The sequence below is a fragment of the Campylobacter sp. BCW_6466 genome, assembly GCF_001762835.1.
Classification (GTDB): Bacteria; Campylobacterota; Campylobacteria; order Campylobacterales; family Campylobacteraceae; genus Campylobacter_D; species Campylobacter_D jejuni.
In genome coordinates, this window is record NZ_MJXO01000028.1 from 28,037 (window position 1) to 53,941 (window position 25,905).

Annotated in this window: 18 protein-coding genes, 2 tRNA genes and 2 pseudogenes; 12 read left to right on the forward strand and 10 right to left on the reverse strand. The window is 31.4% G+C overall.

Annotated elements, in window-relative coordinates; translation table 11 throughout:
* Positions 1-104 precede the first annotated feature (104 nt).
* From AJ887_RS02565 to AJ887_RS02575, 3 genes are all read left to right on the forward strand, one after another.
* Positions 105-752, forward strand: a complete 648-nt coding sequence (locus AJ887_RS02565; protein ID WP_002855562.1) for a ferritin family protein — start codon at positions 105-107, stop codon at positions 750-752.
* 64 nt (positions 753-816) lie between these two features.
* Positions 817-1,056: a ComEA family DNA-binding protein gene (locus tag AJ887_RS02570; RefSeq protein WP_044778569.1), complete on the forward strand. Its 240-nt coding sequence runs from the start codon at positions 817-819 to the stop codon at positions 1,054-1,056.
* A gap of 32 nt (positions 1,057-1,088) precedes the next feature.
* Positions 1,089-1,664, forward strand: coding sequence for a ribonuclease HII (locus AJ887_RS02575; protein WP_044778570.1), 576 nt, complete (start codon positions 1,089-1,091; stop codon positions 1,662-1,664).
* On the opposite strand, the gene AJ887_RS02580 is transcribed toward AJ887_RS02575, so the two are convergent.
* The 3 genes from AJ887_RS02580 to AJ887_RS02590 all read right to left on the reverse strand — a co-directional run bounded on the left by AJ887_RS02580 (position 1,665) and on the right by AJ887_RS02590 (position 9,052).
* The gene (locus tag AJ887_RS02580) at positions 1,665-3,110 is read right to left on the reverse strand and encodes a glutamate synthase subunit beta (RefSeq protein WP_044778572.1); all 1,446 of its coding nucleotides are present in this window, start codon (positions 3,108-3,110) and stop codon (positions 1,665-1,667) included.
* 9 nt (positions 3,111-3,119) lie between these two features.
* A complete protein-coding gene (gene gltB / locus AJ887_RS02585; RefSeq protein ID WP_044778574.1) occupies positions 3,120-7,610 on the reverse strand; it encodes a glutamate synthase large subunit in 4,491 nt (1,496 codons plus the stop codon).
* Between the two features lie 134 nt (positions 7,611-7,744).
* Positions 7,745-9,052 carry a Na+/H+ antiporter family protein gene (locus AJ887_RS02590; RefSeq protein ID WP_044778575.1) on the reverse strand — a complete coding sequence of 436 codons (1,308 nt, stop codon included), beginning with the start codon at positions 9,050-9,052 and terminating at the stop codon, positions 7,745-7,747.
* 204 nt (positions 9,053-9,256) lie between these two features.
* Between AJ887_RS02590 and AJ887_RS02595 the strand changes: the two genes are divergently transcribed.
* Together AJ887_RS02595 and AJ887_RS02600 are read left to right on the forward strand one after the other, a co-directional pair.
* Complete coding sequence (locus AJ887_RS02595; RefSeq protein WP_044778576.1) at positions 9,257-10,495, forward strand: sulfite oxidase; 1,239 nt, start codon at positions 9,257-9,259, stop codon at positions 10,493-10,495.
* Positions 10,496-10,500: 5 nt separating this feature from the next.
* A complete protein-coding gene (locus tag AJ887_RS02600) occupies positions 10,501-10,842 on the forward strand; it encodes a monoheme cytochrome C (RefSeq protein ID WP_002857673.1) in 342 nt (113 codons plus the stop codon).
* A gap of 25 nt (positions 10,843-10,867) precedes the next feature.
* Here the strand turns inward: AJ887_RS02600 and gyrB are convergent, their stop codons facing one another.
* The 3 genes from gyrB to dnaA form a co-directional block, all read right to left on the reverse strand.
* Positions 10,868-13,177 carry a DNA topoisomerase (ATP-hydrolyzing) subunit B gene (gene gyrB, locus AJ887_RS02605; protein ID WP_070284772.1) on the reverse strand — a complete coding sequence of 770 codons (2,310 nt, stop codon included), beginning with the start codon at positions 13,175-13,177 and terminating at the stop codon, positions 10,868-10,870.
* 29 nt (positions 13,178-13,206) lie between these two features.
* Positions 13,207-14,274, reverse strand: a complete 1,068-nt coding sequence (gene dnaN, locus AJ887_RS02610; protein ID WP_070240265.1) for a DNA polymerase III subunit beta — start codon at positions 14,272-14,274, stop codon at positions 13,207-13,209.
* Positions 14,275-14,432: 158 nt separating this feature from the next.
* The gene (gene dnaA, locus AJ887_RS02615) at positions 14,433-15,755 is read right to left on the reverse strand and encodes a chromosomal replication initiator protein DnaA (protein WP_070284774.1); all 1,323 of its coding nucleotides are present in this window, start codon (positions 15,753-15,755) and stop codon (positions 14,433-14,435) included.
* 94 nt (positions 15,756-15,849) lie between these two features.
* Between dnaA and ruvC the strand changes: the two genes are divergently transcribed.
* The 4 genes from ruvC (at position 15,850) to AJ887_RS02640 (ending at position 20,482) form a co-directional block, all read left to right on the forward strand.
* Positions 15,850-16,332, forward strand: a complete 483-nt coding sequence (gene ruvC, locus AJ887_RS02620; protein WP_072223911.1) for a crossover junction endodeoxyribonuclease RuvC — start codon at positions 15,850-15,852, stop codon at positions 16,330-16,332.
* A gap of 203 nt (positions 16,333-16,535) precedes the next feature.
* The gene (gene flgE / locus AJ887_RS02625; RefSeq protein ID WP_070284776.1) at positions 16,536-19,070 is read left to right on the forward strand and encodes a flagellar hook protein FlgE; all 2,535 of its coding nucleotides are present in this window, start codon (positions 16,536-16,538) and stop codon (positions 19,068-19,070) included.
* Between the two features lie 245 nt (positions 19,071-19,315).
* Positions 19,316-19,699: a preQ(1) synthase gene (gene queF / locus AJ887_RS02635; protein ID WP_070284777.1), complete on the forward strand. Its 384-nt coding sequence runs from the start codon at positions 19,316-19,318 to the stop codon at positions 19,697-19,699.
* A 138-nt stretch (positions 19,700-19,837) separates the two neighbouring features.
* Entirely contained in the window at positions 19,838-20,482 is a 645-nt protein-coding gene (locus AJ887_RS02640; RefSeq protein WP_002860844.1) for an outer membrane beta-barrel protein, read from the forward strand.
* Between the two features lie 35 nt (positions 20,483-20,517).
* Here AJ887_RS02640 and AJ887_RS02645 read toward each other — a convergent pair whose 3' ends face one another.
* Positions 20,518-21,147, reverse strand: coding sequence for a hypothetical protein (locus AJ887_RS02645; RefSeq protein WP_070240260.1), 630 nt, complete (start codon positions 21,145-21,147; stop codon positions 20,518-20,520).
* A 463-nt stretch (positions 21,148-21,610) separates the two neighbouring features.
* Here AJ887_RS02645 and leuD point away from each other — a divergent pair.
* Positions 21,611-21,997, forward strand: a pseudogene (gene leuD / locus AJ887_RS02650) (3-isopropylmalate dehydratase small subunit); the annotation flags it as partial.
* Here leuD and AJ887_RS02655 read toward each other — a convergent pair.
* The 3 genes from AJ887_RS02655 to AJ887_RS02665 all read right to left on the reverse strand — a co-directional run bounded on the left by AJ887_RS02655 (position 21,977) and on the right by AJ887_RS02665 (position 22,689).
* Positions 21,977-22,507, reverse strand: a complete 531-nt coding sequence (locus tag AJ887_RS02655; RefSeq protein ID WP_070240258.1) for a GNAT family N-acetyltransferase — start codon at positions 22,505-22,507, stop codon at positions 21,977-21,979. The pseudogene leuD and the gene AJ887_RS02655 overlap by 21 nt on opposite strands.
* A gap of 27 nt (positions 22,508-22,534) precedes the next feature.
* A tRNA-Val gene (locus AJ887_RS02660) sits at positions 22,535-22,610 on the reverse strand.
* A 3-nt stretch (positions 22,611-22,613) separates the two neighbouring features.
* Positions 22,614-22,689, reverse strand: a tRNA-Ala gene (locus AJ887_RS02665).
* Between the two features lie 115 nt (positions 22,690-22,804).
* On the opposite strand from AJ887_RS02665, the pseudogene AJ887_RS02670 reads away from it, so the two are divergent.
* Both AJ887_RS02670 and AJ887_RS02675 read left to right on the forward strand, forming a co-directional pair.
* Positions 22,805-23,545, forward strand: a pseudogene (locus AJ887_RS02670) (DNA topoisomerase); the annotation flags it as partial.
* Positions 23,542-25,893: a hypothetical protein gene (locus tag AJ887_RS02675; protein ID WP_070273933.1), complete on the forward strand. Its 2,352-nt coding sequence runs from the start codon at positions 23,542-23,544 to the stop codon at positions 25,891-25,893. The pseudogene AJ887_RS02670 and the gene AJ887_RS02675, both read left to right, overlap by 4 nt.
* Positions 25,894-25,905: the final 12 nt, after the last annotated feature.

Genomic DNA, 25,905 nt, shown 5'->3' on the forward strand with positions numbered 1-25,905 from the left:
TGAAATTTATTTTGATATACATTTTCATAAATGATAAAAATTATTAATTGACAAAAATATTTTTTTATAATACAATGCTTTTTGATAATCAAAAAGGAGTCAAAATGAGACAATATGAAACCTATAAATGCCAAAAATGTGGCAATGAAGTAGAAGTTCAAAATGTAGGCGGTGGTAAACTTAGTTGTTGTGGTGAAGAAATGAAATGTATCACTACAGATTTAACTGCAGTAAATTTGATGAAAGCTTTTGCAGGCGAATCTATGGCAAGAAACAAATACGATTTGTTTGCTGATGTAGCTGAAGAAGAAGGTTGGCACGCGGTTGCTAGACATTTTAGAGAAGCAGCTGAAAATGAAAAATGGCATGCAAGAGCAGAATTTAAAGCTTATCATGAAATCGTTGATGGCAAACCTTTAGAGGTAACTACAAAAAATCTAGTAAGTGCTGCAGAAGGTGAAAACTATGAGCACACAACTATGTATCCAAATTTTGCAAAAATTGCTGAAGATGAAGGCAAAAAGGCTATAGCGAGATTATTTACAGCTATTGGCAAAGTAGAAATCGAACACGAAAGAGAATATCTAGCGCTTAAAAAAATGCTTGAAGAAGAAGAATTTTTTAATAGCGAAGTAGAAGAATTATGGGTTTGTGAAGTATGCGGACATATACATCGTGGTAAAAAAGCTCCAGCAGCCTGTCCTTTATGTAAAGCACCAAAAGAGTATTTTAAACGCGAATTTTTGGGTTAAGTTAAGAAATTCTTATCCTTTTTAAGATAATATTACAATTATTTTTTAATAAAAGGATAATAAAATGAAAAAATTACTATTTTTATTTTTTGCTTTAACGGCTTTTCTCTTTGGTGCTGTAAATATCAACACTGCAACGCTAAAAGAATTAAAAAGTTTAAATGGTATTGGCGAAGCTAAGGCTAAAGCAATTTTAGAATACCGCAAAGAAGCAAATTTTACAAGTATTGATGATCTTAAAAAAGTTAAAGGCATAGGTGATAAGCTTTTTGAAAAAATCAAAAATGATATCATAGTAGAATAAAAGGGCATTTTTGCCCTTCTTTTTAGAAAAATTTGAAAACTTTATTTGACACAAAAGAACTTTTAAACGAATTTGACATAAATTTAATTGGTATTGATGAAGCAGGACGCGGTGCTTTGGCAGGTCCTATGATGATGGCAGCTTGCAAACTGAACAAAAAACTTCATGGGTTGTGTGATTCTAAAAAACTAAGCGAAAAAAAACGCGAAGAACTTTATGAAATCATCATCAAAAATTCAAACTATCTCATACTTGCTTTTTCTTCAGAGCAAATCGACGCACTAGGCTTAAGCACTTGTTTAAAAACAGGCTTAAAGCTTATAAAAAAGCATTTTAAAACAGAAAATAACTTCTTATATGATGGAAAGACCAACCTAGGTATAAATGGGATAAAAACACAAATCAAAGCCGATACTAGCATTTTGCAAGTAAGTGCAGCTAGCATACTTGCAAAAGTTAGTAAAGATAGGGTGATGAATTTCTTAGCTAAAGACTTTCCTTGTTATGAATTTGAAAAAAACAAAGCCTATGGCACAAAAGCTCATAAAGAACTTATAGCTAAATTTGGAATTTGCAAACTCCACCGAAAAAGTTTTAAACTTTTATGATTATTTTGCTAAATTTTGATGCAAACTCAAAGCACATTCTATACCATCTTTTATAGCCCAAACAACTAAAGATTGTCCTTTTCTAGCATCTCCACAAGCAAAGATTTTTTTATGAGTGGTTTGGAAATTTTCTGTGCTTATGTTGTTTTTCTCATCTAATTTCACTCCAAAATTTTTAGAGATAGCTTCTTCGCACCCGCTAAAACCCATAGCTAAAAGCACTAAATCCGCTTTATAAGTTTTTTTAGAATTTGAAAATTCGACATTTATAGCTTTGCCTTCTTTAAACTCGCGTTTTAAATCATTTGCTTCAACGCCTTCTACATGAGTTTTTCCTAAAAATTTCTTTGTCATTTTTTGATATTCCCTAGGATCTTTGCCATATACAGCAATGGCTTCTTCTAAACCATAATCAGTAGTAAAAATGTCAGCTTTTAAAGGCCAAGGATTGTTTTGGCTTCTTTGCAAAGGTCTTTTTGGACTTCTTTCAAAACGCACTATAGATTTAGCCCCTTGTCTTGTCGCTACAGCGATACAATCCACACTTGTATCCCCACTTCCTATAACCAAGACATTTTTACCTTTGGCCGTATCTGCACCCTTGCCTGTTTTTAACAAAGTTTTGGTATTTTGCGTTAAAAAATCAAGGGCAAATTCAACCCCTTTTAGCTTTCTACCTTCTATATCAAGATCTATAGGCTTACTTGCTCCTGTACAAAGCACCAAAGCATCAAATTCTTTTAGAAGTTTTGAAACCTTATCTTTGCTGTCTATATTTTCATTCACTTTAAATTCAATCCCGCTTTTTTTAAGCAAATCCACCCGTCTTTGAACTATACTTTTATCAAGCTTCATATCAGGGATGCCATACATCAAAAGTCCGCCTATTTTATCGCTTCTTTCAAAAACACTTACTTTATAACCTAGTGAATTTAAAGTATTAGCACAAGCAAGTCCAGCGGGTCCACTTCCTATGATAGCGATTTTTTTGCCATTGTATTGCTTAGGTTTATTTACTCTTACTAAATTTTCTTTAAAAGCATTTTCTATAATGGATAATTCATTATTTTTGATACTCACACTTGTACCATTTATCGCACACACACAAGAATCCTCACAAGGAGCAGGGCAAACACGACCGGTAAATTCAGGAAAAGGATTAGTAAGTTCAAGTCTTTCATAAGCTTCTTTCCATAAAGAATGATAAATAAGATCGTTCCATTCAGGAATGAGATTGTTTAAAGGACAGCCTATATCTTTTCCTTCGCTCATCACGCCCGTATGACAAAAGGCCACACCACAATCCATACATCGTCCGCCTTGAATTTCTTGTTCTTTCTTGTCTAAAAGCGTTGTAAATTCTTTGTAATTTAAAACCCTTTCCTTAGGGGCAATTTTTTTAAAATCCATTCTTTTAAAGTCTAAAAAACCTCTTGCATTTCCCATTTTTACTCCTTATTTTTGCGTGATTTTCAAAAATGCTGCTAAATTTGGATCTTTTTCATTTTTACAAAGATCAAGCATTTTTAACATCTTTTCATAATCTCTTGGCATGACTTTAAAAAAGTCTTTTTTATCGAATTTTTCTAAAATATCTTTAGCCTTTTTAGAATCTGTATAAGCGATATGTTTTTCTATCACAGCTTTTAATTCTTTTTCATCCTTAGCATTAAGATCTTTAATATCCACAAGCTCGGTATTTACATGAGCTTCATTGTGTCTTCCAAAAATATAAACAACGCCCCCACTCATACCAGCAGCGAAATTCGCACCCACATCTCCAAGAACTACAACTTGCCCACCTGTCATATATTCACAACCATGCACGCCTGTTCCTAAAACCACAGCCAAAGCTCCTGAATTTCTTACACAAAATCTTTCCCCTGCTATACCATCTAAATACACTTCACCCTCAGTTGCTCCATATAAACAAGCATTTCCTGCAATGATATTTTCTTCAGGCGAAAAAGTAGCTTCATTTGAAATTTTTGCTATGATTTTGCCACCACTTAAACCCTTGCCTAAATAATCATTGCTATCGCCTATAATCTCAAGTTTAATGCCCTTTAACAAAAACGCTCCAAAGCTATTACCTGCATTGCCTATAGCTTTGATATGGATACTATCTTCATCTAAAGCATCTTTTCCATAAGTTTTTAAAATTTCACTTGAAAGCATAGTTGCAAAAGTACGACTTTGATTTCCTACTTCTAAAGAAAGTTTGATAGGCTCTTTTTTCTCCACAGCATTTTTACAAAGTGGTAATAAAATTCTATAATCAATCGTTTTTTCAAGTTTATTGTCTTTATAATCTTTAAAATGCACAGCAGTTCTATTATAAGTAGGCAAGGATTTTAAAATTTTATCTAAATTTAGCTTTCCTGCTTTACCTTGCACACTTTTTTGGCGGAGTTTATCCACACGACCTATCATATCATCTAGGCGTTCAAAACCAAGCCTTGCCATGTATTCTCTAAGTTCCTCGGCTATAAAATACATGAAATTAATCACATCATCCACTTTGCCTTTGAAACGATCTCTAAGTTCTATATCTTGAGTAGCTATACCAAAAGGACAGGTATTTAGATGACAAACTCTCATCATCGTACAACCTAAAACAATCAAAGGCGCGGTTGCAAAACCAAATTCTTCAGCTCCTAAAAGTGCCGCTATGGCTAAATCACGCCCATTCATAAGCTTTCCATCAGTTTCTAATCTTACCCTATCTCTAAGCTTATTTAAAATCAAAGTTTGATGTGTTTCAGCCAAACCTAACTCCCAAGGAATTCCTGCATGCGGTATAGAAGTTCTAGGACTTGCACCTGTACCTCCATCATAACCTGAAACAAGGATTAAATTCGCTCCTGCCTTAGCCACACCTGCAGCAACCGTTCCTATGCCATTTTCGCTTACAAGTTTTACTGAAATTTTAGCGTCTTTGTTAGCATTTTTTAGGTCATAAATAAGTTGAGCTAAATCTTCTATAGAATAAATATCATGATGAGGAGGTGGGGAAATAAGCGTCACACCTGCAGTAGAATGTCTAGCCTTAGCTATCCAAGGATAGACTTTAAAGCCCATTAATTGTCCGCCTTCACCTGGTTTTGCGCCTTGAGCGACTTTGATTTGAATTTCTTTTGCATGACTTAAGTAGTTTAAATCCACGCCAAAACGCCCACTTGCTACTTGCTTAATGGCTGAGTTTTTATCCACACCCTCTTTGATTTCATAGCGTTCTTCATCCTCGCCACCTTCACCTGAATTTGATTTAGCACCTATTTTATTCATAGCCTGTGCTAAACACTCGTGTGCTTCTTTAGAAATAGAACCATAACTCATCGCTCCTGTTCTAAAGCGTTTAACTATACTTTCTACGCTTTCAACCTTATCTATACTGATAGCTTCACTAAAATCAAATTCCATCAAAGAACGCAAATTAACTTGTTTTTCATCTACTAAAGCCGAGTATTTTTTAAAGCTTTTATAGTCTTTGTTGCGACAGGCTTGCTGAAGATTAAAAATCACAAGCGGATCGATTAAATGTTCTTCTTTAGCACTTCTAAAACCATGAATTCCTTTAGAATCTAAAGCCTTATGTGTATCGTTAAAAGCATATTTGTGTAAAGCAATGAGCTCTTTTTCAAAATCTTCTAAATCCATACCTTCAATGCGTGAAGTTGTAGAAGTGAAGTATTTATCAATCACCTTAGAGCTTAAGCCCAGACATTCAAAAAGTGCAGAGCCATTATAACTTTGCAAGGTAGAAACTCCCATTTTAGAAGCAATTTTGACTATGCCACTTGAACTTGCCTTGATGAAATTTTCTACCGCCTTTTCATAACTTAAATTTAAATCTTTATTGGCAATGAGTTTTTGTATGCTCTCATAAACCAAATAAGGATTAATAACAGTCGCACCATAGCCTAAAAGACATGCAAAATGATGAATTTCTCTAGGTTCACCACTTTCGATGATAAGACTTGTGTGTGTTCTTAAATTTTTTCTTACTAGATGATTATGCACTCCAGAAACAGCAAGCAAAGCGGGGATATAAGCGTTTTTTTCATCCACTCCTTTATCGCTTAAAATGATAATAGAAACACCTTTTTTAACCTCATCTTCTATCTTAACACAAAGTTCATCTAAAGCCTTTTCTAAAGTTTTTTTAGAATAATCATAAAGTATAGAAAATTCTTTAACTTGAAATTTATTTAAAGCCTTAACTTCAAAAAGTTCTTCATTACTTATCACAGGCAAGGCTATTTTTACGCGTTTTGCATTGTTTTCATCGGGTTTTAATAAATTGCCTTCGCTTCCTAGATAAATCCTTGTAGAAGTAACGATCTCTTCTCTTATGGCATCAAGGGGAGGATTAGTTACTTGTGCAAAAAGTTGTTTAAAATAATTATACAAAGGTTGATAAGTTTTAGAAAGTATAGCCAAAGGAGTATCTACACCCATAGCTGCTATAGCTTCTTTACCATTTTGAGCCATAGCAGCCACACTCATTTTAAGCTCATCATAACTCCAACCAAAAGCTTTTTGGAGTTTTAAAACCTCATCTTCTTTTAAAAACTGATGTTTATAAACTCCGCTTTTTTGTTTTTCAAGTTCAACTAAATTTTTAAGCCATTTTTTATAAGGCTTAGCATTAGCATAATGCTCTTTGATTTCATTATCAGCTATAACCCTACCTCTTGCTGTATCAACGAGTAAAAGTTTTCCAGGTTCTAAGCGTTTTTTAGCTTTGATATTTTTTTCATCAAGTTTTAAAGCCCCTGTTTCACTTGAAAGTATGAGCATATCATCTTTTGTAAGATAATACCTTGAAGGACGAAAACCATTTCTATCCAAACTCGCCCCCATAATCACTCCATCAGTAAAAACTATAGCAGCAGGTCCATCCCAAGGCTCCATCAATAAAGAATGATACTCATAAAAAGCACGCTTTTTGCTTTCCATATTTTCATTTTTATGCCAAGGTTCTGGCACCATCATCATAAAAGCTTCTTCTAAAGTGCGACCATTTAGAGCTAAAAATTCTAAAGTATTATCAAACATTGCAGAATCACTGCTAGGCTTAGCTATGATGGGAAAAATTTCATCTAAATTTTCAAAATACTCACTTTGCATCAAACCTTCTCTAGCTCTTATACTATCAACATTTCCGCGTATGGTATTAATCTCTCCATTATGCACCATATAGCGGTTTGGATGTGCTCTTTCCCAACTTGGAAAGGTATTAGTCGAAAAGCGAGAATGCACCAAAGCGATGGCTGATTTCATATTGACATCTTTAAAATCAAGATAAAAATCGCTCAATTGAGTTGAAAGAAGCATTCCTTTATAAACTATGGTACGTGAAGAAAAACTTGAAAAATAAAATTTTGGCACATTAATAGCTCTTTTTTCTATAAGGCGACGCGTACTATAAAGCACTCTTTCAAACTCAAGTCCTGCACTTATTTTACTTGGTTTTTTCACAAAGGCTTGTAAAAAATAAGGCATAGCTTTTAAAGCACTTGCACCTATATCACTAGGATTAAAAGGCACTTCTCTAAAACCTAAAAATTCAAGTTTTTTATCCTTTAAACCTTGTAAAAATATTTCTTTTGCTTCTTCTTTTGCATCAGTATTGGGTGATAAAAACATCTGTGCTACGGCATAATCACCCTTTTTAGGAAGTTCAAAACCCAATTCTTGAGTTTTAAAAAAATCATGTGGAATTTGGATCAAAATCCCCGCCCCATCACCTGAATTTTCTTCAGCTCCTGCACCACCTCGGTGCTCAAGATTCATCAAAATTTCTAAAGCATCACAAATAACCTTATAAGAGGCAATACCGCGTATATTAGCAATTGCAGCGATACCACAGGCATCATGTTCGTTCTTTGGGTGATATAAACCTATGCTTTGATTATTTTCTAGGATATTTTCTAAATCCATTTTGCTCTCCTTATAAGACTGATTTAAATTTTGTTAGCTTTATAAAGGATTATAGCATACATTTTTTTAAAATCGATATAATTTTTATCTTAAAAATAAATAAATTAAAAAATATTTTGATAGATTTGTAAAAATTATAAAAACATGGCGATAATACTACCTAAAATCAATAATGGGCCATTATAAAAAATAAAAGTTGGTATACAAGTATCTTTAATGTGATCGTGTTGTTTATCAGCATTTAATCCTACAGTGGTTCCCATGGTTGTTTCACTGGCTGGACTTCCTGCATCTCCTAAAGCTCCTGCTACTCCTAAGATAAATATAATAAGTGCTGTACTAAAACCAAGTTCCAAACAAATAGGACAAAAAAGCGTAGCTATGATAGGTATAGTTCCAAAAGAAGTACCTATACCCATAGTGATGATAAGTCCTATTAAAAGCATAAAAAATACTGCTAAAAATTTACTTTGTTCCATCCAAGGAACGACTGAATTTACAAGCTCTACTACTGATCCACTTTCTTTTAAAACTTCTCCATATCCTGCAGCAACAAGGATAACAAAAGCTATAAAACCCATCATTTTAAGCCCATCATCAAAAACTTCATTGACTTTTGAAAATTCAACTCCACCCAAAATAACCATTAAAACAAAACCCAAAAGCCCTGATAAAGGTAAATTCATAGTCAAAATTTGCAAAATTAAAGTTAAAACAAGCCCAGCTAAAACGCCCCATTCCTTACGAGTCATTTCAAGATTTTCTAAATTCACTTTAGCAATTTCTACTTCTTGATACTCTCTTGGCTTACGATAAAACACAAAAAGCGCTAGAAAAAGTCCTGTTATCATACAAATAGCAGCAAAATACATAGTATTTGTAACATCATTTAAAGATACACTTACATTATTTGCATTTAAATTATCTTTTAAAAGATCTTGAAAAGTAAGTCCAAAGCCTACTGGCAAAACCATATAAGGCGTAGTAAGTCCAAAAGTTAAAGCACAAGCAACCGCTCTACGATCGATTTTAAGTTTATTAAAAAGACTTAAAAGAGGTGGAATTAACAAAGGTATAAAAGCTACATGAATAGGAATTAAATTTTGAGAAAAACAAGAAATCAAAGCTATAGACAAAAGCAATAAATATTTTTTATGAGATATAAAATGGCTTACTATCTTAATTAAATATGCAGTTAAATTTGTCTTTGAAATCGCTGCGGCAATGGCCCCTAAGAGTATATAGCTAAGAGCTGTTTTTAAATTTTCTTTCATTCCGCTTATAAGTATATTCATAGTATCTACGAGTTCAAGATGAGAAAATACACCTGCAACAAGAGCCGAGATCAAAAGACTCAAAAGTACATTAAAACGAAACAAACAAAGTAAAGTCATCAAAACAACACTGATAATGATAGGATTAGTAAGTAAAGTCAAAATCATTCCTTAAATAATTTTAAAAAATTAATTGTAGAAAAAACTTAGTTAAAATGTAATAAAACTCGAACATATGATGATTTTATTTTAATATGCAAAATTAAAAAAATAATTAATTTTTTTAATTTAAATAATTAATATAATTAATTATTTAAATTTTTAAAATTTATAATAAAATAAAAGATTATATAAATATTTAAGGATATTTCAATGAAACAGAACGATCAAAAAGAAAATCGTAGAGACTTTCTAAAAAATATAGGACTTGGTTTATTTGGCATTAGTGTATTGTCAAATTTTTCTTTTGAGAATTTTTTAGGAAGTAAGGCTTTGGCAAAAGAATTACCTGATTTTAAAATAGAAGGTAAAAAAGATCTTATCTATCATGGTGAAAAACCATTAACAGCAGAAACTGAAATTTATGCTCTTGATTCTGATTTTACAAAACCTGAAAATTTCTTTGTTAGAAATAATGGCTTACCACCAAGCCTAGAAACGATAAAAGAAAGACTTCATAAAGGTTGGACTTTAGAAATCGATGGAGAAAGCATTATCAATAAAAAATCTTACACCATAGAAGATTTAAAAAAGAAATTTAAAACCTATACTTATGCCTTAACAGTTGAATGCGGTGGAAATGGTAGATCCGAAGTTATACCTAGCACAAAAGGAACTCAATGGGGTTATGGTGCAGTAGCTTGTGGTAGATGGACAGGAGTGCGTTTAAAAGATATTTTAAAAGATTGTGGCATCAAAAATGATGCGGTGTATATTGGATATTATGGTATAGATACAAAATTAAACGGTGAAGAAACTTCACCTATTAGTAGAGGAGTTCCTATTTCTAAAGCTTTACAAGATGAAACTCTAATAGCTTGGGCTTATGAAGGCAAAGATATTCCTTTAGTTAATGGCTATCCACTTAGACTTGTTTGTGGTGGTTACCCTGCAAGTACAAGCGGTAAATGGCTTTATAAAATTTCAGTAAGAAATAAAATTCATGATGGTGAAAAAATGGAAGGTTCTTATAAAGTTCCTGTAAATCCAGTAAAACCAGGAGATTTTAACTATAAAGGCGAGATGAAAATCATAGAATCAATGCCTGTAAGATCTGTAATCACTAATATCAAAAATGGTTCTGAAATAAAAGCAAATAAAAAATTTGAAGTTAGAGGTAAAGCTTGGGCTGGCGAACTTGAAGTTAGTGAAGTTTATGTAAGCAATGATTATGGCGTAACATGGACCAAAGCAAAAGTAGAAAAACCATTAAATAGATTAGCATGGCAAAAATGGAGTGCTCAAATATCAATACCGACAAAAGGATATTATGAAATTTGGGCAAGAGCTATCGATAGTCAAGGTAACAGTCAACCTATGGTTTTAGCACAGTGGAATCCAGGAGGATATATCAATAATGCATGCCATAGAGTTAATGTTTATGGAGTTTAAGAATGGTGAAAAAAATTATATTGATCTTAGCATTGTTTTTAAGTGCAAGTTGGGCTCAAAATCTTGAAATTAACCCTGATACAGGATTGATTATCGATCCTGATTCACCTTTAGTGGAAGCAAATTGTTTAGCTTGTCATGGATCCAATCTCATTACCAATATGCACGCAAGTAGAAAAGCTTGGTTAGCAGCTATAAGATGGATGCAAGATAGTGAAGGACTTTGGGAAATAGAACCTGAAGATGAAGAAAAAATTTTAAATTATCTTGAAAAATATTATGGAGAAAAATACGATACAAGAAGAAGAATTCCTCTAGCTATATTCTTACAAAACAAAACTCATTGAAGAAATGATTTCTTCAATGATAAATTTACACATCCAAATGTTTTACATCTTTAGCGTGTGCTTGGATATAATCGCGTCTTGGTTCAACCTCATCACCCATAAAGAGATTAAAGGTATCATTTGCACTTTGTGCATCTTTAATAGTGATTTTTAAAAGTCTTCTTACGCTTGGATCCATTGTAGTTTCCCAAAGTTGCTCAGGATTCATTTCCCCTAAACCTTTATAGCGTTGTATAGTAGCACCTTTTTTAGCATTGGTTTCAACATCTTCAAGAACTTCTAAAATATCTTTATCAAATTCCAAGCCTCTATCTTTAATCTTATCAAAAATATAACTTGCTTCTTCATATAGTGGATGAGTGAAAAGTTCTTCATTGATCACAAGTTCTTCTAGGCCATTTTGAGTTTGAACAAAAGCTCGAATTTCATTTTCGTTGATATAATGATTTAAGATATTGTGTCCTTGTGTTTCTAAAAATTGTTTGATTACACTAAATAATTCTTCATTATTTGCTTTAACTAAATTTGAATTTTCTATCATATAACGTATCACAGAAATCACATTAAAACGCTTTTCAAGATCTTTTAAAATCGCACGATAAGCTGCAACGATTTTTAAATAATCTTTTAAATCATTCATTCCTATACCTTCATAATTTAAACCTTCTATTCCCGTTTCTATCAGGTATTCGCTCAAAGCTTTTTCATCTTTTAAATAAATTTGCTTTTTAGCTTTTTTATAAAGATATAAAGGCGGTTGTGCTAAATAAATATGTCCATTTGTTACAAGTTCATTCATAAAACGGAAGAAGAAAGTTAAAAGCAAGGTTTGTATATGTGATCCATCAACATCCGCATCTGTCATGATGATGATTTTATGATATCTTAGTTTTGAAAGATCAAAATCTTCACCTATACCACAGCCAAAAGCGATAATCATATTTTGAATTTGCTCAGATTTTAAAATTTTATCCAGTCTTGCTTTTTCAACATTTAAAATTTTACCACGCAAAGGCAATATAGCTTGGAAAGATCTTTCTCTACCTTGTTTTGCAGAACCTCCTGCAGAATCCCCTTCCACAAGATAAATTTCACTTTCACTTGGATCTTTACTTTGACAATCAGCTAATTTCCCTGGTAAAGTTCCTACGCTTAAACTTTCTTTTTTACGCGTTAATTCTCTGGCTTTTTTCGCTGCTTCTCTACCACGAGCAGCCATTAAAGCTTTGTTCATTATAGCTTTAGCTTCGATAGGATTTTCTTCAAAATATTTAGTCAAATACTCAAAACTTGCTTTTGAAACTATAGGACGCACATAAGTTGAACCAAGTTTTCCTTTGGTTTGTCCTTCAAATTGTGGTTCAGGCACCTTTACACTCACAACAGCGATTAAACCTTCACGCACATCTTCACCCGTGATTTTATTATCTTTTTCTCTAGCACTTGCATTTGCTTCTATATAGTTACTTATCACACGAGTTAAGCCCATTCTAAAACCAGCTTCGTGTGTTCCACCATCTGGAGTTTTGATATTATTTACAAAAGAGAGTAAATTTTCGCTATAAGTATCATTGTAAAGCAAAGCTACTTCAACATTCACATCTTCTTCATCTACGCTAAAGAAAATTGCTTTAGTTAAAGCTTCTTTTTTATTTAAGTCTGTAACAAACTGAGAAATTCCACCTTCAAAGTGAAAACTTTCATGTTTGCCTACGCGGTTATCTTTAAAATTTATAGTGATTTTTGGATTTAAGTATGCAAGTTCACGAAATCTTTTAGCCAAAATTTCATAATCAAATTCAGTCACTTCAAAAATTTGATCATCAGGCCAAAATTCTATAGTTGTTCCTGTCTTTTTACTTTTTCCTATCACACCAAATTCACTGATAACTTTACCTTCTGAAAATTCTTGACGATAAATTTCTCCATTTCTTTCAACTGTAGCTACAAGTTTTTTAGAGAGTGCATTTACAACCGAAACCCCAACACCGTGCAAACCGCCTGAAACTTTATAAGTATCTTTATCGAATTTCCCCCCTGCATGAAGGACAGTTAAAACAACAGTTAAAGTTGGCATATTTTCAGTTGGGTGCATATCAACAGGAATACCACGACCATTATCACTAACTATACAGCTTCCTTCAGTAGTGATTTCTACATCTATAGTATCACAATGTCCTGCCATAGCTTCATCGATAGAATTATCCACAACTTCATAAATCATATGATGAAGTCCGCCTATGTTTGTATCTCCTATATACATACCTGGGCGTTTTCTAACAGCTTCTAGGCCTTTTAGGACTTTAATATTACTCGCACCGTAATTTTCTTGCATATTTTTCCTTTATCTTTTACTTGTTCTTATTATAAAACCATAGGCATGATAATCATTGATAGTCCTTGGGATTTGACTATAAATGCTGAATTAGGTTCATTTACACTTAAAGTGAATTTTTCTTCTTCTATAGAAGTTAAGAAATCAAGTAAATATTTGATTTTTATAGTAAGATTAAATTCTTCACTCACTCCTGTTTGAATTTCAAGCTCTGTTTTTGCTTCCATATTGTCTAAACTTATACCTTCAAAGATGATTTTATCTTTGTTAAAATGAAGTTTCATTTTTTCAGTTACAACGCTGATTTTTTTAAGACTATCTATAAAATCTTCAGTTGAAAAGCTAAGTTCTTGTTTGAAAGTTTTTGGTATAACTTTTTCATAGTCTGGAAATTTATCGTTAATAAGTTTTGTAAAGAATTCAAAGTTTTCATTTTTAGCGATAAGCATATTTTGATCATAAAAAATTCCTATTTTTTCATAGAAAAGTTTTTGCATTTCCATGATAGCTTTTTTAGGGATACTAAAACTAAATTCTTGATTATTTGCTTTTTCTAAAGTATAGATTGCAAGGCGTTTTGTGTCAGTTCCTACGAAGTTAATTTTATCTGTTTTTATATCTAAAAATGCACCATTTAAGGAGTATTTTGGGTTGTTTGTATCAATACTTGGTAATATCTTTTTAAGAGAACGACTTAAGTCACTTGAATCAATGTCAAATTGGTTTTTTCCTTCTGTATTTGGAAAATTTGGAAAATCTTCGTGATTAAACATAGGGAGTTTGTATTTTGTGCTTTTTTGTCTTATAAATAAGAAGTTATCAATAGTTTCTAAAACAACTTCTTCATTATTTAAGCTTTTAATAACATCTGCAATACTTTTTGCATTTGCAGTAGCAAAACCACTTGATTCTACGCGGATTTTTTTTATCTTATAGTTGATACCTATTTCATAATCACTAGCTCTAATAAGAAGTTTATCTTCATCAGCATGAAAAAAAAGATGAGAAGTAATGGTGCTTGAATCTTTTTTTTCTACATAAGCATTACATAAAATCACTGCAGATTCTAAAGTATTTTTATTGATACTTAACTTCATTTTTTCTCCTTGGTTTATTTTAATTTAAATTCGTTGTAATAATAAGCTCGTTGAAATTGTGAAATTCTTCAAAGCAAAATAATCAAATTTGTATTTTATCATACTTTGCTTAATTTCTTTTTTTCACATTCTAGAATTTATTTTTCACATCCTTTCACTTAACTTTGACTTTTAACAAGAATTTTGTTTTTAAGTTCTTCGATTTTTGCTTTTAAAGAAGCATTATTTTCTATCATTTCTGTGATTTTTTTAACATTATGTGAAATAGCCGTATGATCTTTCATTTCAAAATAATTCGCAAGTTGTGGCATAGTTAAAGCCGTAAGTGTCCTAGCTAGGTAAATCACAATGCGTCTTGCTGTGACTATATTTTGAGTTTTTTTATTGGATTTCACATCGCTTGGTTTGATGTTAAATTCTTTACATACTAAAGATAAAATGTCATCTATGGTGATATTTTCTTTCTTTTCTTTGATATGATCTTTCATCACGCTTTTGGCAAGTTCGAGTGTGATTTCTTGTCCTAGTATGGTTGCATAAGCATTTAAACTTATGATGATGCCTTCGATTTCTCTTATATTATCCCCTAAAGAAGTAGCGATATAGTTTATGATATCATTAGAAAGATTGATATCGTTAAATTCACATTTTTTTCTTATGATGGCTATTTTTGTATCTAGTTGAGGTGGAGTTATATCAGCTATGATCCCATGTGCAAAACGACTTTTTAAGCGTTCGGTTATACCTTTTAGCATGTTGGGTGGATTGTCTGAAGTCATGATGATTTGTCCATCGTTATTTTTGATTTCATTAAATATAAAGAAAAATTCTTCTTGAATTTTATCGGTTTTTCCTAAAAACTGCACATCATCTATAAGCAAAACATCGCAGTTTCTATACTTTTCATGAAATTTATCTAAAGAGCCATTTTTTAAATTTGAAGTAAAATCATTGATAAAATTTTCACTTGTAGCGTAAATGACTTTTTTTCCCATTTCTAAGCTTGCATTTCCAACTGCTTGAAGTAAATGTGTTTTTCCAAGTCCTGTAGGCCCATAAACAAAGATTGGATTATAAAGTTTTCCAAGTTTGTCTTTATGCGCTACGGCTTTACATGCTCCATAAGCGTATTTGTTAGAATCCCCCACAACAAAACTTTCAAAAGTAAAAGAAGGATTTAAAATCGTGCTTTGTGCCTTTATATGAGCTATGTCGATTTTTGTGCTTTTGTTGCTTTGTTTAGTACTTTGTGCTTGTATGTTTATGATGGCTTTATTTCCGCTTTGCACTTCATAAAAATGTGCGATTTTTTTGCCGTATTTTGTTTGTATGAATTTAGCCATGAGTTCATTTGGAGCATTAAAAACCAAAAGATCTGCTTTGCTTTGCTTTTCGTTGAATTTTAAATTTGATAGATAGTTTTCGTATTCGTTTTCGCTTAATTCTTTTTTTAAATTTTCAAGTATTTGGCTTGGATTCATAATCTCTCTTTAAATTTTGCATAATGTATAAATTTTATCTTAAATTTCATAAAAAAAGGTTAAAATCCGCTTTTGTATTTTATTTTCAAAAGGTATGAATTTGAAAATTTTAGGTATAGATCCAGGTTCAAAAAATTGCGGTTATGCTATCATAGAAGCCAGCAAAGGAAAAAATATTCTCATAGAAGCAGGACTTATAAAGATAAAGCCAAGTACTTTACAGTATCAAATCACAGAGCTTTGCGAGGGTTTGGATTTGATTTTTAAAAATCATTCTTTTGATGAGGTGGCTATAGAAGATATCTTTTTTGCTTACAATCCAAAAACCGTTTTAAAACTTGCACAATTTCGCGGAGCCCTATCTTTAAAAATTCTTCAAATTCATGGAGACTTTGCAGAATACACTCCCTTACAAGTGAAAAAAGCTGTCACAGGAAAAGCTAAAGCAACCAAAGAACAAGTTGCTTTTATGGTAAAAAGACTTTTAGGACTTAGTAAAGATGTCAAGCCTTTAGATATCACAGATGCTATAGCAGTGGCTTTAACCCATGCGGCAAATTTAAGAGTTAGGGTATAACTTTGGTAATTTTCATTACACAAAAGTCCAAAGTTCCATAAACTCCTAAAATACCTTTAAATTTTTTCTATAAATTTTTAAAAAATTCATAAAAAATTTCAAAAGTTGGAACAGAACTTGCTTGTAAAACTTCACATAAACGCAAAAGTTTTTTAAAGCCAAAGCGTTAAATTTTTAAAGCAATATTTTATAAAGGATTTAAGATGATGAGATCACTTTGGTCTGGCGTAAGCGGACTACAAGCACATCAAGTTGCGATGGATGTTGAAGGTAATAACATTTCAAATGTTAATACTACTGGTTTTAAATACTCTCGTGCAGATTTTGGAACTATGTTTAGCCAAACAGTAAAAATCGCTACTGCTCCAACTGATGGAAGAGGCGGACAAAACCCACTTCAAATCGGTCTTGGCGTTTCAGTAAGTTCTACAACTAGAATTCACTCTCAAGGTTCAGTTCAAACTACAGATAAAAACACTGACGTTGCTATTAATGGTGATGGTTTTTTCATGGTGAGTGATGATGGTGGTCTTACAAACTATCTTACAAGAAGCGGGGATTTTAAACTTGATGCTTATGGGAATTTCGTAAATAATGCCGGTTTTGTTGTGCAAGGTTGGAATATCAATTGGGATGATCAAACCATAGATAGTTCAAGAACTCCGCAAAATATCTTTATCGATCCAGGCATGCATATCCCTGCAGCAAAATCAACCGAAGTAGCTATCAAAGCAAATTTAAATAGTGGTTTAAATATAGGAACTTCAAGCAGAAATCTTTATGCACTTGATTCAGTTCATGGTTATAATAACAAAACCAATAGAGCAGAAGATGAAAATGATACAGGAACGACTCAGTTTTATACTACTTCTAAAAATGCTATAGAAGTAACAGAAAAAGGCGTGGATGCAGGATCGTTATTTAATGCAAAAGGGCAAGGCTTAAATTTAAGAGATGGACAAGGAATTTGGGTATCTTATGCGGATGCGAAATACTCTACAAATAAATTAGGTGTAAGCGCTTTTGATCCAAATTTACAAAACAATCAAACTGCAGCTTTTTGGGGAACAGCAGATCAAAAAGTAACTTTAGATATAACTTTAAATGGTGTAAGAATTACAAATAGTGATATTCAAAGCATAGATGATGCTATAGCTTATATTAATACTTTCACTGCTCCAACAGATACAAGAGATGGAACAGGAGTAAAAGCGGTTAAAAATAAAGATGGCAGTGGAATTGATTTTATCAATACAAATTCTGATGGCACTACAGATAATATGAAAAATATTAATCTTAGTGTTTTAACTACAAATACAGCAGGTGAGGTTTGGACAGCAAAATGGGATAGTAATACACAAAAACATACTTTTACACATGATAAACAAGATAATACTTCTTTATGGACAGCAACAGGTGGAAATGCAACTGCTTTAGAAGGTGATAGAAATCCAGTAAAAGTTATTACAGCTCATAAATATATTTATAGTTCAAATCCTGTGGATATAGGTCCTATGTATAATCCTGATGGTGGTCCTGGATTTAAAGGTGGAGTTAATCAAAATACACGACCAACAGATCCTGCTTCAGCAGCTTATTATGATGCAGTTCATGGCAAGCTTTTAAATACAGATGCAAGAACTTTTAGAACGACTGAAGATTTAAGAGAGCTTTTACAAAGAGATGCTAGATATGGGGTGGATTATGATGGAAGTGGAACTTTTGCAGCAGCAGATATCAATCAAGCTGTAAAAGTAGTGGTAACAGAAAACGGAAATTTTGCTATATCTAATGCAAAAGAAGATTCTACTATTCCTCCAAATGCTATAGCGGGAACAACACAAACGACTAATCCAAAAAATATGAGCTTTAATATCACAGCTTATACTAACAAAGAAGGCACAGTCAGTAAAAATGATGCTTTTACAGCTATGTTTAAAGCTTTTGATGGTCCTTTGGTTGTAGGTGGATCGATCAAAGAAAGTGAGCAATTTAAACTTTCAGCTTTTTCAGCAGGGCTTGAAATTTATGATTCTTTAGGTTCAAAACACACTTTAGAAGTGCAATTTGTAAAACAAAGCACCACTCAAGATGGGGGTAATGAATGGCAAATGATCATCCGTGTGCCAGAACCTGCGGAAATCAATACCACAGGAGAAGGTCCAAACAATATCATCGTAGGTACTGCAAGATTTAATAATGATGGATCTTTGGCAAGCTATACACCAAAAACGATCAATTTCTCACCAAATAATGGTGCTGCGCCAAATCAACAAATCAAACTTTCCTTTGGAACAAGCGGAAGCAATGACGGCCTTGTAAGCTCAAATTCTGCTTCAACTCTAACAGGACAAGCAACCGATGGTTATACTTCGGGTAACTTAAAACCTGATGCAATCCGCGTTGATGATAAAGGAAATATCTTAGGTGAATTTACCAATGGTAAAACCTTTGCAGTGGCAAAAATCGCTATGGCTTCAGTGGCAAATAACTCAGGTCTTGAGGAAATCGGCGGAAACCTTTTCAAAGTTACTGCAAATAGTGGTAATATCGTAGTAGGTGAAGCAGGAACAGGGGGTCGTGGTGAGATGAAAACCTCAGCTCTTGAAATGTCAAATGTGGATTTGAGCCGTTCTTTAACAGAACTTATCATTATCCAAAGGGGTTATCAAGCAAACTCAAAAACCATTTCAACCAGTGATCAAATGCTTCAAACCTTGATCCAGCTTAAACAATAATTTAAGCTTGGCATTCTATAAAATATTGTTTTTTGCTCCCTTAAAGGGAGCAAGCCTTGCTTTACAAGCCTATCTTGGTAGTCTTGTAATACTAGGCTTAGGCTTGAACTGCCTTCAATTTATTGCTAACTCACTCTTGCTAGGGGTGAGTTGCAATAAAATTGCATTTTCTTATCTGTATCATAATCGTTTTAAAAACTTATTTTGTTATAATTTTTGCTTGAATTTAAATTTAAGGAAAATCTATGCGTTATGGTGAAAAAGAAATCAAAGAATTTGATGTAGAAAATATGGAAATTTGGCCAAATGATGCGAAAAATGACTATATCATTAAAATCACTTTGCCTGAATTTATGTGTTGTTGTCCGCGTTCGGGCTATCCTGACTTTGCAACGATTTATCTTGAGTATATACCTGATAAATTTGTGGTTGAGCTTAAGGCGATAAAGCTTTATATCAATACTTTTATGTATAGAAATGTTTCACATGAAGCAAGTATCAATGAAATTTATAATACTTTAAAAGATAAATTAAAACCAAAATGGATTAAAGTTGTAGGGGATTTTAACCCGCGTGGAAATGTGCATACGGTGATAGAATGTCGTAGTGATATAGTTGTTCCAAAATAATATTTGAGTAAAATATTCACATATTTTTATGTAAAGATTAAATATTTTATAAAAAATTCTTATTTAATCTTTGAAGAATATATAATATAAAAAGATCTAAATTTTTTTAGATCGAATTTTATTATAAGGAGTTAGGTTATGAATAAAAAATTATTAAGCATTGTCGCAAGTGCTACTTTGTTTTCAAATTTGGCTTTAGCAGATGAGAATTCCGGTTTTTTTATAGGTGCTGATGCAGCTTGGATGCATGCTCAAGTAAAAAGTGAGTTAAAACATAAGAATACAAAGCAAAATTTTAATGGAGATATTTCAGGTAATATACCATCATTTGGTCTAAAACTTGGATATCGTTTAAATGAAAATCATAGAATTTATGCTGGTTATAATTATTCTGATGAATTTAGTGATTTTATCAAAACTCCTAGAATTCAAATCGAAGGTGATTTTACTACACATAAATTTTTAACAGGTTATGATTTTACTCCTAAGCTTTTTGAAAAAACCAGAGCTGTTTTAGGTGTGTATGGAGGATATGCAAGAACAGATCTTACCTTAAAAACAAGCTTTTTATCTTTGTCGCAAAATTTTGACGGTTATTTTTATGGAGCGAAAATAGGTGCTTTATATGATTTGACGCCACATAATGAAATAGAATTAGGCTTTAAAGCAGAGCAAATTCATTATAATTCTAGAAATTTTTATCAAAATCAAGTGGGTTCAAACTTCTACGATCCTAAACAAACAAATTATGGTGTATATTTAGGATATAATTATAAATTTTAATCTAATGCAAGTTTTTATAACTTGCATTAATGAAATCAACCTCCACCGATAAAGTATTTTTCTACATCATCAAGTAATTTTTCACAAATTTGAGAATCTGTATTTTTTTCTACTATAAGATTTATATAAGTTTTAGTATCTCTAAAGCTTCCTGCTGATTTTGAATTTTCGCGAGTGAGTTTTTGGGTGTCTCTAGTGTATTCTATATTGATGTTAAATTTAAGTGCAGCACTTGCTTCGCCTAAATTTGTTTTTATTACTACATTCATGTTAGAAGCTTTAGCGAGTGTGGCTTGGGTTTTATTTATGATTTCTTTAAAGCGTTGGCAAGATCGTATGAGTGTAGCGATAAATTTGTTATCAAGCCCCTCATAAGCTACTTTGAGTTTGTTTTTGATGTCTTTTGTACTTTCTTTTTCAGGGGCTACAAAAACCATGTAAAAACCATTTTTTATAGCTACATTGTCTGTTTTTACATCGCGTCCACTTGACATAACTTTAACATAAATGGCATTATCAAGATAAACACGATCTACCATAGGGCCATAAATTTCGTATTCTTTTTTTCGGACTATGACTTCACGAGCTAGGACATTTAATTTCACATTGGCTTCGTGGATAACAGGTTCCATTTCTTTTTTAATCTCTAAGAGTTCTTTTAACATCAACATCCTTTTTGTTACTTAAAATTACAATTATATCAATAATTTTCTTAATTTAAGAATTTTACAAATACATTTACTAAAAATATGATACATTAAAGATTAATTTTAACAAAGGAGGAAAAGATGAAACAAATTTTTGAAATTTCAAATTCAGTCCAACAAAAAAGTAAAGACAATACTTTTAATCTGCTACTACAACTCTCACTCTAAAACTCAATTTTATTTTTAATCATTTTTTACATTTTTAATTTTTTATCATTGTTGTTAAGTTTTTGAAATTTTATTCATTTAGTCTGTTTGGTTTTAAAGGATTAAATCATGAAAGATAATAAAATCATAATCTTTGATACCACTTTGCGTGATGTAGAAAATGCGATTTAGAAGAAGTGGTTATGGCGATAAAAACTTGCCTTGAAAATTTAGACTACGATGAAAATATTTATAATTTAGATGATGTTTATGTTTGGTGAGTTTTGAAAATTTTTGTAGCGGCTCTTCAAGAAAGCATGCGCCTTGGGCTTTGGTTGATTATGGTATTAGAGTTATTATCGCACCTTCTTTTGCAGATATTTTTAAAAACAATGCCTTAGGAAATGGTTTGCTTACCATAGAACTTACTAAAGATGAGGTTTTGGAAATAGTTGATGAGTTAAAAAAATCCCAAGATAAAAATATAGAAATTTCTTTGTTGGAAAAAAGAGTATTTTTTAAAGATAAGATTTTTTCTTTTGATTTAGATGATTTTCACAGAATTTGTCTTTTGGAAGGACTTGATAATATAGCTTTGACTTTAAAACATGAAGCACAAATCAAAGCCTATGAGAAAAACTCAAAAAGCTTTTTGGTTTAGAATTTTTTCATAAGCTAAAAAAGGATCTTGGTAATTGGGTATGTCAAAATTTCCACAAAAATTAAAATCGAGCTTTTTAAAAAGCGAATTCATAGGAAAATTTTTACTATGAGTATCTGCTCTTAAACTTGCCTTGTGATTTTCCAAGGCAAAATTTTCGCAAAAATTTAAAAGTTTTTGTGCTACGCCTTTGCCCTTTGCCTTTTGTTTGACGGCTAAACGGTGTAGATAAAAGGCTTTATCATCATAATTTTTGTTAAAAATAACTTGTTTATAAAATTCAGGTTCAAATTTTTCATTGATACAGATAAAGCCTAAAATTTCATCATTTTCTTTAAACACATAAAGTTCTTGTGCTTGTATATCTTCTTGAAAAACTATTTCATTGGGATAATTCTCATCCCATTGATGAAAATTCATAGCTTTCATAGCATTTAAAGCATCTTTTGTGATTTCAAGTATAGAATTTAAATCTTTATGGACGGCTTTTTGTATGATAGTGTTTTGCATGATAATCCTTTGTATAAGGAAGGGCGATGGTGGCTCCGATTGGACTTGAACCAACGGCCACTACCATGTCAAGGTAGTGCTCTACCAGCTGAGCTACGGAACCATATGGTGGAGCATAGCGGGTTCGAACCGCTGACCCCAACGCTGCCAGCGTTGTGCTCTCCCAGCTGAGCTAATGCCCCTTTATAAGTCTGAGATTTTATCGCAATATTACTTGTTTTTGGCTGAAAACTAAAATCAAATTTTTAATTTATGATGTAATATACTACTTTATTAAAAGATTTAAATCAAGTTTCTAAATATGTTAAAGATGAAAAAATTAAAAAACTTTTAATAGAAAAAGATAAAGATAAAAAAGGCGAAAATGGCGGAATAGGAACTCCAGCAACAAGAAGTAATCACATAGAAACTTTAATAAACAGAGGCTATATTGTAGTTTCAAAGGATAAAAAGCAAGTTGTTAATGCTACAGAACTTGGAATTAATTTAATCCAAAATTTAGATCCTATATTGACAAATCCAGACATGACAGCTTTATGGTTTGAATCTCAAAAAGAGATACAAGAAGGAAAACTAAAAAGAAGCGATTTTTTAAATTCAATTAATGATTTTATTTTAAAAATAATTGATAATGAAAAGAGTTTAAACAAAAAAATTGTTTCTAATGAAGAAAAAGAAAAAATAACTTGTCCTAAATGTCAAAAAGGTTTTTTAAGAGAAATAAATGGAAAATTTAGAAAATTCTTTTCTTGTTCTGAGTATTCTAATGGTTGTGATTTTAAGGCGAAATCTGTTAATGGAAAACCTGAATTAGAAAATAAAAGCACTAATTTAAATACATCTTTTAAATGTCCTCAATGTAATCAAGGAAACTTAATAAAAAGAGAAAGTAAAAATGAAAAAAACAAATTTTGGTATGGTTGTTCTGAATGGAAAAATGGTTGTAAATTTATGTGTCCTGAATTAAATGGCGAACCTAATTTAAATGCTAAAAATAATTTTCAAAACAATTATAAGCAAAAGGTTAAATACAAATGAAAAAAATAATTTTATTTTTATTGCTGTTTAATTTCTTATTTGCAGAAGGAACAAATAATGGGCAAGGAGTTGTTTCTGAAACTACTAAAGAAGAAATGCAAAAAATATTTCCTAATAGTGATGATGACATAGATTCTAAAAATGGATGTAGTTGGGAGTGTAGAAAGGTTAATAGCGGATATGGAACTCAAATCATAGGATTTGATTTTAAAAATGGGACAACTTTTTGTAGAGTTTATAAAAATGAAAATTTTGATTTAGATTTAAAATTTAATGCTTCAAAAACTAATTTATCTTGTGCTAAACAAGTGTATACAGGACTTGATACTGAATTAAAAAATTATGAAAATATAGATAGAAAAATTAATTTAGAAAGTATAATTAAATGGACGCCAAGCGATACTAAAATTAATTTTGCAAAATATTTAGTTGCTTTAGCAACTTTAAATCCAAATATTATTGATAGAGAAAAAACTTATAATTTAGGAGAATTAACCTTAAAAGATGGTATAGATAATTTTAGCATTAAAACTATACAAAAAAATCAAAGTTTTATGGATTTTTTGATAGCTCCAAATTCTGTTTTAAATCAAAATAAAGGATTTTCTACTTCAAGTATAAGTTTGCAAGAAACTTCAGCTGTAGATGGTTTTAATAAAAACAATATGGCGTATTTTTCAAATCTATTTTTAGCCAATGAAAAAATTTATCAACATTTACAAATTCTAATTCTTGTTTTAGTTGGTGGATTTTTTCTTACTTCAATTAGTGCAGAAAAAATTCAAGCTTACTTAGAAAATAGGGGCGAAAATGAAGGAAAGCAAAAATTTTTACATAAATTTTATATTCCAATGATTATGATAGGAACATTTTTTATGCCTATACCCGAAGGAAATGGTTTAGCTCACTCAACAATTATGCAAAACGTCATTAGATATTTTGCATTAAAATCAACAGATATTGCAGATATGGCTAGTGCAATTGGTGGAAAAACCTATATGGATAAAATTTATAAAAGTATAGGTGGAGTAAATATTCAAGGTATTAAAGCCTTATTAGAAAAAAAGAAAGAAAATGAGTTTCTTATAAGTCAAGGAGATGAAATTTATAAAAAAACTTGTTCTTTAAGATATAAAAACCAACTATCTGCCATTAGAGAAAGCTATATCACTTCTTTAACAGATGAAGATAAAGAAAAAATAAAACGATTTTTAGCTGAAGATAGTAATGATATGGCAGGAAAAAATGGCGATATTTCCTTGGAAGCTTGTATAGCTTTAGAAGCTGATATTTTAAAAGCAAGAAATGAAATAACTAAAATAAATTCTCAAATGGAAAAAATTGATAAATTAAGAGATAACACTCAAAAAATCAATGAAATGAAAAATCTTGATGCTTATTTTGCAGTAAGAGAAATGCAACTTGGATGGATAAATTCTTTATTTACGCCAAGTAGTGCAATTTTAGCAGAAGTAACTATGTTTAAAGAAGAGCAAGGTGATGAAGATGAACAAAAAGAAAGGATGATTAAAGCAACTAAAAAAAATATTCAAAACACTAAAGAAAATATAAATAAAGGAGATATTGAAATTAGTAAAGATGATATTACAGATAGCTCTTTAGGATGGATAGCAGGTAAATTAGTATGGATGATGTTACCAGGAGCTTCAACTATAAAAGATTTTGTAATGGAAAATACTGGAAAATTCATGGCTGTAATTCAAGCAGCAGCAGCTTCTACTGTGCCAATCATAGGAACAGTAGGTGGAGCTATCGTTGGATACATAACAGGAACAGTTGCCTCAACAATTACAGGATATGCTATAGCTATAATGTTAATAGAATGGACTTTTCAAAAAATACCATTATTGGTTTGCACTACAGCTTCTATTATAATATTTGTATCTTATTTAGTTTCTTTGATAAAATATTTTTATATTTCACCATTCGTTGTAGCTTTCTCCTTAGCAACTAAAAGAATGGATAAAATTATTGAATTCTTAATTAATGGTATGGCTATATTTTTAAAACCCGTATTAATTATTCTCTTTATATATTTATCATTATTTATAAATGTTTTAGTAGACGAATTTTTCTTATTTGTTTCTGTAGAACAATTTACAGGAATTAAAACTAGCGTATATAATTTTCACACTAACTTTATTATAGGTGCAATCACAGGCTTATTAACTATATTTGCAAAAATTGCTTCAGCGGTAATTATGTGGAATTTAATTATTAAAGGGCCTTCATGGGCTTTATCATTAGTAGGTATTGATGGAAAACAAAGTGAAATGATTTCTCAAGGTATGGAAAACACTTTAAACAAGAGAGCAAATATTGTTTAAAGAAATCTCAAC